Origin of the sequence: Bradyrhizobium sp. AZCC 1610, from assembly GCF_036924515.1 — a bacterium.
Classification (GTDB): domain Bacteria; phylum Pseudomonadota; class Alphaproteobacteria; order Rhizobiales; family Xanthobacteraceae; genus Bradyrhizobium.
In genome coordinates this window covers 6,307,293-6,318,854 of the sequence record NZ_JAZHRR010000001.1, presented here as the reverse complement: position 1 = coordinate 6,318,854, position 11,562 = coordinate 6,307,293, and the positions used below count along the sequence as shown (strand labels likewise).

Annotated in this window: 8 protein-coding genes and 1 pseudogene; 8 read left to right on the top strand and 1 reads right to left on the bottom strand. The window is 63.4% G+C overall.

What is annotated here, in order from left to right:
* The first annotated feature begins 2 nt into the window (after window positions 1-2).
* Complete coding sequence (locus V1279_RS31080) at window positions 3-2,231, top strand: CHASE2 domain-containing protein (protein WP_334443935.1); 2,229 nt, start codon at window positions 3-5, stop codon at window positions 2,229-2,231.
* A gap of 137 nt (window positions 2,232-2,368) precedes the next feature.
* On the opposite strand, the gene V1279_RS31075 is transcribed toward V1279_RS31080, so the two are convergent.
* Window positions 2,369-3,982, bottom strand: coding sequence for an ABC transporter substrate-binding protein (locus tag V1279_RS31075; RefSeq protein ID WP_334443932.1), 1,614 nt, complete (start codon window positions 3,980-3,982; stop codon window positions 2,369-2,371).
* Window positions 3,983-4,186: 204 nt separating this feature from the next.
* Here V1279_RS31075 and V1279_RS31070 point away from each other — a divergent pair, with 204 nt between their 5' ends.
* The 7 genes and pseudogenes from V1279_RS31070 (at window position 4,187) to V1279_RS31040 (ending at window position 11,533) form a co-directional block, all read left to right on the top strand.
* Window positions 4,187-5,845, top strand: a complete 1,659-nt coding sequence (locus V1279_RS31070) for an ABC transporter substrate-binding protein (RefSeq protein ID WP_334443930.1) — start codon at window positions 4,187-4,189, stop codon at window positions 5,843-5,845.
* Window positions 5,846-6,013: 168 nt separating this feature from the next.
* A complete protein-coding gene (locus V1279_RS31065; RefSeq protein ID WP_334443928.1) occupies window positions 6,014-6,967 on the top strand; it encodes an ABC transporter permease in 954 nt (317 codons plus the stop codon).
* Window positions 6,968-6,979: 12 nt separating this feature from the next.
* The gene (locus V1279_RS31060) at window positions 6,980-7,858 is read left to right on the top strand and encodes an ABC transporter permease (protein ID WP_374207519.1); all 879 of its coding nucleotides are present in this window, start codon (window positions 6,980-6,982) and stop codon (window positions 7,856-7,858) included.
* Window positions 7,859-7,860: 2 nt separating this feature from the next.
* Window positions 7,861-8,949 (top strand): ABC transporter ATP-binding protein, encoded by a 1,089-nt coding sequence (locus tag V1279_RS31055; protein WP_334443924.1) that lies wholly within the window; start codon window positions 7,861-7,863, stop codon window positions 8,947-8,949.
* Window positions 8,946-9,143 (top strand): hypothetical protein, encoded by a 198-nt coding sequence (locus tag V1279_RS31050; RefSeq protein WP_334443922.1) that lies wholly within the window; start codon window positions 8,946-8,948, stop codon window positions 9,141-9,143. The genes V1279_RS31055 and V1279_RS31050 overlap by 4 nt, the downstream gene beginning before the upstream one ends.
* Window positions 9,140-10,553: pseudogene (locus tag V1279_RS31045) on the top strand (amidase). Before V1279_RS31050 ends, V1279_RS31045 begins: the two are co-directional and overlap by 4 nt.
* Window positions 10,550-11,533: an ABC transporter ATP-binding protein gene (locus tag V1279_RS31040; protein WP_334443920.1), complete on the top strand. Its 984-nt coding sequence runs from the start codon at window positions 10,550-10,552 to the stop codon at window positions 11,531-11,533. The pseudogene V1279_RS31045 and the gene V1279_RS31040 overlap by 4 nt, the downstream one beginning before the upstream one ends.
* Window positions 11,534-11,562 lie beyond the last annotated feature (29 nt).

Genomic DNA, 11,562 nt, shown 5'->3' with positions numbered 1-11,562 from the left:
GCATGAAACGACTGCGGGTATTGCGAAGGTGGTTCAAGCGGCGCATCGGCTATGCCCGGCTGCTGTGCCTTGCGCTGCTGATCGGGTTCGCCGCCCTTCGCGTCGCCGATCCGGCCCCGGTCGAGGAAATTCGTGTCAGGACTTTTGACGCTTTCCAGCGCATCGACCCGCGCAAGAAGACCGCGCGGCCGGTCACCATCGTCGATATCGACGACAAGAGCCTGGAGAAGCTCGGGCAGTGGCCATGGCCGCGCACCCGCATCGCCGATCTCATCACCGAACTGACGCGGCTCGGCGCGGTGGTGATCGCGTTCGACGCGGTGTTTTCGGAGCCCGACCGTCTCAACCCTGCCTTTGCTGCCGACACCTTCCGCAATCTCGACCCGGAAACCCGCGCCAAGCTGCGCGCGCTTCCGAGCAACGACCAGGTCTTTGCTGACGCCATAAAGGCTTCCCGCGTCGTGCTCGGCGAATCCGGGCTGCCGGCGGAAATCACGGCGCTCGACAAGACGCTGCCGGTCACCGGGCTTGCGATGCTGGGCGAGGAGCCGCAGCGCTTCATGTTCGATTTCCCCGGCCTGTTGCGCAATGTGCCGGTGCTGGAGCACGCCGCCGCCGGGCGGGGCCTGTTCACGATCAAGCCCGAGCGCGACGGCATCGTCCGGCGGGTGCCGATGATGATGCAGGCGCAGGGCCAGACCATGCCGTCGCTCACGTTCGAGATGCTGCGGGTCGCCAGCGGCTCGGGCACGATCCTGATCAAGGCCGAAAAGGCCGGCATCAAGAGCATCGGCGTCAAGGGGTTTCAGATTCCAACCGACCACAATGGCCAGATCTGGGTTCATTATGCCCGCAACGACGCCTCCATCTATGTCCCCGCGATCAATGTGCTGGAGAAAAATGTCGCGCCCGACATGATCGCCGGCAAGCTGGTGCTGATCGGCACCTCGGCGGTCGGCCTCAATGACATCAAGACCACGCCGGTATCGCGCGCCATGCCTGGTGTGGAGATCCACGCCCAGGTGCTCGAGACCACCTTGACCGGCGAGGTGATCTCGACGCCGATCTACGGCATCGCCATCGAGTTCGCGACCGCGCTTCTGTTCGGGCTTCTCGTGATCGCGTTTGCGCCGCTGTTCGGACCGGTCACGCTGGTTGCCCTCGGTGCAGCGTTTGCGACCGCCCTGATCGGAACGTCGGTGTATTTCTACACACAGCACCGGCTCTTGATCGACTTCACCTACCCCCTGATGTCGACGACGGCGATCTATCTCACGCTGATCTTTGCGAGCTTCGTGCGCGAGCAGGCGCAGCGCAAGCAGATCCGTGGCGCCTTCTCGCAATACATGTCGCCAGTGCTGGTCGAACAGCTCGCGCAGTCGCCTGAAAAGCTGGTGCTCGGCGGCGAGGAGCGCGAGATGACCATCATGTTCTCCGACATGCGCGGCTTCACCTCGATCTCGGAGACCTACAAGAACGATCCACAGGGCCTCACCGCGCTGATGAATCGCTTCCTGACACCGCTCACCAACGCGATCCTCGCGCGTAAGGGCTATATCGACAAATATATGGGCGACGCCATCATGGCGTTCTGGAACGCGCCGCTCGATGACAAGGATCACGAGCTCAACGCCTGCGAGGCGGCGCTCGACATGCTGGAGCACGTCGACCAACTCAATCAGGTGCGGGAGCAGGAGGCAAAGGAAGAGGGGCGCCCGTTCATTCCGCTCAATGCCGGCATCGGGCTCAATACCGGCATCTGCGTGGTCGGCAACATGGGATCCGATCTCAAGTTCAACTATTCGGTGTTCGGCGATAGCGTTAATCTGGCCTCGCGCCTCGAAGGGCAGTCCAAGGAATACGGATTCCCGATCATCGTCGGCTCCAGGACCGCGCTGGCGGTCAAGGAAAAGTTCGCGATCCTCGAACTCGACTTCATCATGGTGAAGGGCAAGAAGGAGCCCGAGGTGATCTATGCCATCGCCGGCCGCGAGGACACCGCGCAGTCCGGCCGCTTCCAGCGCCTGCGGAATCTAACGATCGAGATGCTCGCCTGTTATCGCAACCGCGACTGGGAAGGCGCGCTCGCGGCAATCGCGCGCGGCCGCAAGACCGACGACGCAAATTCGCTGGAGCTGCTCTACAATTTGTACGAGGCGCGAATCCGCGGCTACCTCGAAAACCCGCCGCCGGAAGATTGGAACGGCGCCTTCGCGCTGCTGACGAAGTAGCGTCAAATGCGGGATTTGGAGGGTGGGCAAAGCACAGCGTGCCCACCATCACGAGCAGGGCGTTAAATGGTGGGCACGGCGCTGCGCGCCTTTGCCCACCCTACGGGACTTTCGCAGGGACGACGGCGAGTTGTGTCCTACTCCAGCCCGATCGTCGTCAGGTCCTGAAACCAGTGCTGCGCCTGCACGAACTTCTTCACCTTCGGCGACAGCGCGTGTGGGTTGGTGTCGTGCACCACCCACACCAGCGTGGCGTCGTCGACGATCTCTGCGTGTGCCTGCGCCAACAGCTCGTCCTGCTTGGCGACATCGAACGTTTGCTTGGCCTCGTCGATCAGTGCATCGACCTTCGGGTTCTTGTAGCCGCCCCAGTTGACGCCGACCGGCGCGATCTGGCCGGAGTGGAAGAAGCGGACGATCGCGTAGAGCGGGTCTGACGTGACATAGGCGATGTTGTTCGAGGTGATGCCGGCATTCATCTCGTCGGCTGCGCCCTTGCGCCATGCCGTGTACAACGTCTCAAGCTCGACCACCTTGAAGTCGATCTCGATGCCGATTTCCTTAAAGCTCTGCTGCAAAAATTCGTTCATCGGCAGCGACAACATCTGCCCGGTGCCGCCTTGCGCGATGATGAAGGTCGTCTTCAGCGGCTTTTCCTTCGAGTAGCCGGCTTCCTGCACCAGCTTCTTCGCGGCCGCGACATCGTACTTGAGTTCGAAGGAGGGCTTGCCGAACCACGGGCTCGACGGGTCGACCTGGCCCTTGGCGGGTTTTGCGAGGCCGTTCATCAGGCCGACCACGGCCTCGCGGTCGATCGCAAGGTTCAGCGCCTTGCGCAGGCGGATGTCGGTCCAGGGCGAGCCGGGCAGCACGCTCAGATGATAGTTCCAGACATGCGGCGTGACGTTGTCGACGATCTTCATGCCGGCGGATTTGAGCTGCGGCACCGCATCCGGCGCCGGCGTCTCGATCAGATCGACCTGGCCCGCCAACAGCGCATTGGTCCGCGTCAGCGCTTCCGGCATCGGAATCAGTACGATCTTGTCGGCCTTCGCTATCCGCTTCTTGTCCCAATAGTCGGCGTTCTTGGTCAGCTCGGCCAGTTCGCGCGGGACCAGTTTGGTCAGCCTGAACGGCCCGGTGCCGGAGGGCTGGCTGGCGAACTTGTCCCAGTCCCTGCCGAGCTTTTCATACTGCGCCGGGCTGGACACCAGAAACCACAGCATCTGGTATGGGAAGAAGGAATCGACAGCCTTGGTCGTGATCTCGATGGTCGCATCGTCGATCTTGGCGTAGCTCGCCACTGAAGGCAGGCGGGTTTTCACCTGCGCGCTCTGGCGCTTGTCGAACTGCGGTGCCTTGTCATTGAGCACCTTGTCGAGATTCCAGATCACCGCGTCGGCATTGAAGCTGCTGCCGTCATGGAACTTGACGCCCTTGCGCAAGGCAAAGCGCCATTTCTTCTTGTCCGCCTCGTCGATCTTCCACTCGGTGGCCAAGCCCGGCACCAGTTTGCCGGGCCGGTCTGATACGTCCATCTCCCAGGCGACCAGGGGATCGTAGATCGTGTAAGCCGAGAACTGGTAGGCCCCGGCGCCGCGGTCCGGCTGGCCGGTGGTCAGCGGGATGTCCGCCATCGAAATGCCGTAGCGCACAACGGTTTCCGCCTGCGCCGAAATCGCGGACAGGCCAAGAGCCAGGCCGACTGCCAGAGTTGCGGCAGGAAGAAGCATCGAATTTCGGGTGCGCATGAATTAAGCTCCATCGGGGCAGGTTGGAGCTGGAAAATGCAAGCTTGGTGCCAGACCAGGCATCTGACATGCTCCTGTATGCGCGCTCACAAGGAGTTGCGCGCGCAAACGCATAGCCTCGAAGGAAGCGCGTCCTTTGGCACAGGCGTTGCATAAGTTTGCATAAGAATTAGTCACCCCAAGTTGAAAAAGGGATTGCTGCATATGCGTAACGAGAAATCCAAGAAGACGGCCACCGCGTGGCTGCTGGCGACGGCGCTGGTGGTCGGATTGCCGCAACTCGCAAGCGCCGAAACGGTGCTGCGGATCGGCATGACGGCTGCGGATATTCCGCGCACCCTCGGCCAGCCCGATCAGGGGTTCGAGGGCAACCGCTTCACCGGCCTCACCATGTACGACGCCCTGACGCTGTGGGACCTTTCCTCGGCCGACAAGGCGAGCGTCATGATCCCCGGGCTCGCAACCGAATGGAAGGTCGACGAGGCCGACAAGAAGAAATGGACGTTCAAGCTTCGTCCCGGCGTCACCTTCCACGACGGCTCGCCGTTCAACGCCGACGCCGTGGTCTGGAACGTCGAAAAGGTGCTGAAGCAGGATGCGCCGCAGTTCGACGCCAGCCAGGTCGGCGTCACCGCCTCGCGCATGCCAACGCTGGCCTCCGCCCGCAAGATCGACGACATGACGGTGGAATTGACCACCAAGGAGCCGGACAGTTTCCTGCCGATCAACCTGACCAATCTGTTCATGGCGAGCCCGACCAAGTGGCAGGCGTTTTATGACAAGGCTGAAGGCGCCGACGCCAAGGCAAAATCGCAGGCCGCGTGGGCTGCGTTCGCCCGGGACGCCTCGGGCACCGGCCCCTGGAAGATGTCGAAATTCACGCCGCGCGAACGGCTCGAACTCGTGAAGAACGAGGGCTATTGGGACAAGGCCCGCGTGCCCAAGGTCGACCGGATGGTGCTGCTGCCGATGCCGGAGGCCAATGCCCGCACTGCAGCATTGCTCTCCGGCCAGGTCGACTGGGTGGAAGCACCGGCACCCGATGCGGTCAAGGAAATCAAGCAGCGCGGCTTCCAGCTCAAGGCCAACGAATCCCCGCATGTCTGGCCGTGGCAGTTCTCGCGCGTCGAAGGCTCGCCGTGGAACGATATCCGCGTCCGCAAGGCCGCCAATCTCTGCGTCGATCGTGAAGGCCTCAAGGAGGGCCTGCTTGCCGGCCTGATGGTGCCGGCGACCGGCACCTTCGAGCCCGGCCATCCCTGGCGGGGAAAACCGACCTTCGAGATCAAGTATGACCTGAAGGCAGCCCAAAAGCTGATGCAGGAAGCAGGCTACGGCCCGAACAAGAAGCTGACGGTGAAGACCCAGACCTCGGCGTCGGGATCGGGCCAGATGCAGCCTTTGCCGATGAACGAATATCTGCAGCAGGCGCTGGCGGAATGCTACTTCGACGTCCAGCTCGACGTCATCGAGTGGAACACGCTGTTCACCAACTGGCGCCGCGGCGCCAAGGATCCGACCGCCAACGGCGCCAACGCCACCAACGTCACTTACGCGGCGATGGATCCGTTCTTCGCGCTGGTGCGCTTCCTGCAGTCGTCGATGGCGCCGCCGGTCTCGAACAATTGGGGCTATATCAACAATCCCAAGTTCGACGAACTGGTGACGAAAGCGCGCCAGACCTTCGATCCCGCAGCGCGTGACGCGGCGCTCGCCGATCTGCACGCGGCCTCGGTGGACGATGCGGCGTTTCTCTACGTCGCCCATGACGTCTCGCCGCGCGCGATGAGCCCGAAGGTCAAGGGTTTTGTGCAGCCGAAGAGCTGGTTCGTCGACTTCTCGCCGGTGTCGATGGCGCCGTAGCATCTATCTCAGTCGTCATGCCCGGGCAGAAGCGCGAAGCGCGTCTTCGCGCTAGATGACCCGGGTATCCACGTCTTACTTTTTGCTCGCGGCCAAGACGTGGATGGCCGGGTCAAGCCCGGCCATGACGGATGAGAGTTGGTTGTAGCTACCATTACTAGGTGATCTGTGCTCGTCTACATCGCCCGACGTATCGTCTATGTCATCCCGATCGTGATCAGCGTGGCGCTGGTGTGCTTCCTGCTGGTGCACATCACGCCCGGGGATCCCCTGGTCGCGGTGCTGCCGGCGGATGCGTCGCAGGAACTCGCGGCGCAACTGCGCACCGCCTACGGTTTCGACCGGCCGCTGCCGGTGCAGTTCGGCCTCTGGCTGTGGCGGGCGCTCCATGGCGATCTCGGCAGTTCGATTGCCACCGGCCGCCCGGTGCTGACGGAAGTTTTGCGCGCGGTCGGCAACACGGTCACGCTTGCGATTGCTGCAGCCCTGATCGGCTTCACGCTCGGGCTGCTGTTCGGCCTGATCGCCGGCTATTTCCGCGACACCTGGGTCGACAAGGTCGCAACCTCGATCGCGATTGCCGGCGTCTCGGTGCCGCATTACTGGCTCGGCATGGTGATGGTCATCATCTTCTCGGTGCAGCTCAACTGGTTGCCCGCGGTCGGCGCCGGTCCCGGCGGCTCCGGCGCCTGGGGCTGGGATTGGGAGCACATGAAATATCTGATCCTGCCGGCAATCACGACCTCTGTGATTCCGATGGGCATCGTCACCCGCACCGTGCGCGCGCTGACCGGCGACATCCTTTCGCAGGATTTCGTCGAGGCGCTGCGCGCCAAGGGTCTGCGCGAACTCGACGTGTTCAAACACGTTATCAAGAACGCCGCGCCGACTGCGCTCGCGGTGATGGGCCTGCAACTCGGCTACATGCTCGGCGGCTCGATCCTGATCGAGACTGTGTTCTCATGGCCGGGCTCGGGATTGTTGCTCAATTCGGCGATCTTCCAGCGCGACCTGCCGCTGCTACAGGGCACGATCCTGGTGCTGGCGCTGTTCTTCGTGGCCCTCAATCTGCTGGTCGATATCGCGCAAGCCGCGATCGATCCGCGCATCAAGCGGGGCTGATTCATGACTGTGATGTCGGATACCGCGCTGCAAGCCGCGCCCGCCACCAAGGCGCGCGGCTATTGGGCCACCGTCGGCCGCCGCATCGCGCGCGACAAGGTCAGCATGGTCTGCGCTTTCGTGCTGGTGCTGATCTTTCTTTCCGCGCTGTGCGCGCCGTGGCTGGGGCTGGCCGATCCCTACCAGGGGTCGATGATCCGCAGGCTTCGCCACATCGGCACGCCGAATTATCCGCTTGGCACCGACGAACTCGGTCGCGATATGCTGGCGCGGTTGATCTATGGCGGCCGGCTGTCGCTGATAATAGGCATTCTGCCCGTGATCCTTGCCTTCATGATCGGCACGTCGCTCGGACTCGTCGCTGGCTACGTCGGCGGCAGGCTCAACACCGCGATCATGCGCACCATCGACGTGTTCTACGCCTTTCCGTCGGTCTTGCTGGCGATTGCGATCTCGGGCGCGCTCGGCGCGGGCATCGTCAACTCCATCGTCTCACTGACCATCGTGTTCGTGCCGCAGATCACCCGCGTGGCGGAAAGCGTCACCACCGGTGTACGTAACATGGATTTCGTCGAGGCCGCGCGCGCCTCCGGCGCCGGGCCCTTCACCATCATGCGCGTACATATGCTCGGCAACGTGCTCGGGCCGATCTTCGTCTACGCTACGGGATTGATCTCGGTATCGATGATCCTCGCCGCCGGCCTGTCGTTCCTTGGCCTCGGCACCAAGCCGCCGGAGCCGGAATGGGGCTTGATGCTGAACACGCTGCGCACCGCGATCTATGTCAACCCATGGGTGGCGGCGCTGCCGGGCGTCATGATCTTTGCGGTGTCGATCTGCTTCAACCTGCTCAGCGACGGCATGCGCAGCGCCATGGACATCAGGAACTGACCATGAGTAAGACAAGCCCGTCAGTGGAATTATTGGAACCGGTCGAGGACGTCGGCGGCGCGGCGCAGCCGCTGTTGCAGGTCGTGGGCTTGACCAAACATTTCCCGGTGCGGGGTGACTTGTTCAGCCCTCGTAAAACCGTGCGCGCGGTCGATGATGTGTCCTTCTCCATCGCCAAGGGCGAAACCGTCGGCATCGTCGGCGAGTCCGGCTGCGGCAAGTCGACCACCGCTCGGTTGTTGATGCACCTGATGAAACGCGATGCCGGAGATATCATCTATGACGGTCTGCAGGTCGGCCGTGCGCTGTCGCTGCGCGAATTGCGCCGCGGCATGCAGATGGTGTTTCAGGACAGCTATGCCTCGCTCAACCCGCGCCTCACCATCGAGGACTCTATCGCGTTCGGCCCCAAGGTTCACGGCATGGCGGATGGCGCCGCGCGGATGCTGGCGCGCGAGCTGCTCGGCAAGGTGGGCTTAAGGCCCGAAACCTTCGCCAACCGCTACCCGCACGAGATTTCCGGCGGCCAGCGCCAGCGCGTGAACATCGCACGCGCGCTGGCGCTGTCGCCGCGGCTCGTGATCCTCGACGAGGCAGTGTCGGCGCTGGACAAATCGGTCGAGGCCCAGGTGCTCAACCTGCTCGCTGATCTCAAGCGCGAGTTCGGCCTCACGTACCTATTCATCAGCCACGATCTAAACGTGGTGCGCTACATCAGTGATCGCGTGCTGGTGATGTATCTGGGCGAAGTCGTCGAGCTCGGTCCGGTCGACAAGGTCTGGGATGCGCCGGCGCATCCCTATACCCAGGCGCTGCTGGCGGCCATGCCGTCGTCCGATCCTGATAATCGCACCGAGACGCCGCCGATCTCGGGCGATCCGCCCAATCCGATCGATCCGCCGTCCGGCTGCCGGTTTCACACCCGTTGTCCGTTTGCGGAGCCGCTCTGCGCAAATGCGACGCCAAAACTCAGCGATCTCGATACAATGGGCCATCAGGCGGCGTGCTACATGGCCATTGCCGGTTCCGGGCACAGCCGCGCACCGGCCAAAGAAAACAACAAGGATGAAAAGGGAGCAACTGCCGCATGACAAGACCCGATCCCAAGCAGGTCAAGGTAATGACCGATGTCGCCGGCGTGCCGCAGGATTCTGAAGTCTCCGCGCGCATCGCCAATTCCATCGGTCCGGCCTTCGACGGGTTTGCGCCCATTGCCGGCACGCTGCCGATGGATCTCGAGCCCGCGAGCTTTCTGCTGGTGCAAACCGCCAAGGTGTCGAAATGAGCGGCGAACCTGCCCTGATGTCGCTGGTGTCGGTCGCGAAAGCGATCGCCGGCAAGAAACTCTCCTCGCGCGAAGTGACGCAATCCTGTCTTGACCGGATCGCGCAATGGCAGCCGCGCGTCAACGCCTTCATGGCGATCGAGGCGGAGGGGGCACTCGCCGCCGCCGATGCTGCCGACGCCGCGCTCGCCAAGGGCACAAAATCTGGGCGTGCTGCACGGCGTGCCGATGGCGCACAAGGACATGTATTACGAGGCCGGCAAGGTCGTAACCTGCGGCTCGAAAATCCGGCGCGAATTCGTGGCTACGACGACCTCGACCGCGCTGCAGCGCCTGAAGGATGCAGGCTCGGTCAGGCTCGGCTCGCTGCAGATGGTCGAGTTCGCCTATGGGCCGACCGGCCACAACGTGCATTACGGCGCGGTGCGTAATCCCTGGAATGTCGATCACATCACCGGCGGCTCGTCGTCCGGCTCCGGTTCGGCGGTCGCGGCCCGGCTGACCTTCGCCGCGCTGGGCTCCGATACCGGCGGCTCGATCCGGATGCCCGCGCATTTCTGCGGCGTCACCGGTTTCAAGACGACGGTTGGCCTGATCAGCCGTGCCGGCGCAATGCCATTGTCGCAATCGCTTGATACGGTCGGCCCGCTCGCACAAACCGTCGAAGACTGCGCGCTCCTGATCGGGCTGATGGCAGGCGCAGATCCCGAAGATCCCACCGCCTCGACGCTCCCAGTGCCGAACTATATGGCCGCGACCACGGGCTCGCTCAAAGGCATGAGGATCGGCGTGCCGACCGCGTTTTATGTCGACGATCTCGATTCCGAAGTGGCGCGGGTGCTCGACGAGACCATTGCCACGCTCAAGAATGAAGGCGCCGAGATCGTCAAGGTCGAGCTGCCGGATCAGCGCCAGCTCACCGCCGCCTGCCAGATCGTGCTCGCCACCGAAGCCGCCGCCTTCCACAAGCGCTGGATGATCGAGCGTCCCCAGGATTACGGCGCGCAGGTTTTGATGCGGCTGCAGAACGGGCTCGCGATTCCGGCTGTCACCTATCTCGAAGCCATGCGTTGGCGCGGGCCAGCGCTTGCGGCGTACCTCGCGGCGGTCGAAGGCACCGATGCCGTGATCGCACCGGTGGCGCCGATGCCGGCGGTGACGATCGCCGAGAGCGATGTCGGCAACAGTCTCGACGCGGAAGCCGTGATCCAGCGGATCACGCGCTTCACCCGGCCGATCAACTATCTCGGCCTGCCGTCGCTTTCGATTCCCGCCGGCTTCACCGGAAAGGGTCTGCCGGTCGGCATGCAGTTGATCGGCCGCGCCTTCGATGAGGCCGGGCTCGTGCGGATCGGCGCCGCGTTCCAGCGCGCGACGGACTATCACCAAAGGGCACCCAAGTTGGCATGAGCAATCTCGTCGAAATCCACGACCTCAACATCCGCTTCACCGGCGAGCGCACGGTTCATGCCGTCAACGATATCTCGCTCTCGCTTGGCGAGGGCGAGGTGCTCGGCCTGCTTGGCGAATCCGGCTCCGGCAAGAGCGTGACCTTGCGCGCGCTGATGCGGCTGTTGCCGAAGAAGCGGACGCAGATTTCAGGGACTGTGAAGGTATTGGGCCGCGACGTGCTGGCGATGAACGACGAACAGCTTTCGGCGTTCCGCGGCCAGACCGTTTCCATGATCTTCCAGGAGCCCGCGCTGGCGCTCGATCCGGTCTACACGATCGGCCATCAGATCGCGGAAAGTGTGATGCGCCACGAAGGCAAGAGCCAGAAGGAGGCGATGGCGCGCGCGCTGGAAATGCTGGAGGTGGTGCGTATACCTTCCGCGAAGCGCCGTCTCGATGCCTATCCGCACGAAATGAGTGGCGGCATGCGGCAGCGTGCCATGATCGCGCTGGCGCTGGCCTGCAAGCCCAAAATCCTGCTGGCCGACGAGCCCACCACGGCGCTGGACGCCACCGTGCAGATCCAGATCCTGCTGCTGTTACGCGAATTGCAGCGCGAGTTCGGCATGTCGGTGATTTTCGTGACCCACGATATCGGCGTCGCCATCGAAATCTGCGACCGTGTCGCCGTCATGTATGCCGGCCAGATCGTGGAGCAGGGCAAACTGCGCGACATCGTTCGCACGCCGGTCCATCCCTATGCCAAGGGTTTGCTCGCTTCGACCGTCCATGGCGCCAAACGCGGCCAGCGGCTGGAAACCATCCCCGGCACGCCGCCGTCGCTCGACAAGGCGCCTGCCAGTTGCTCGTTCGCGCCGCGCTGCACGGTGGCAGAGCCGCGCTGCAGTGAGCGCTTGCCGCCGAATGTGCAGGTGTCGCCGGATCGAACCGCGCGCTGCGTGCTGGCGGAGCGGGCCGAAATTTCTGCGGCTACTTGAGGGGCGCTCCCCGGAACGCGCCGCGCTTC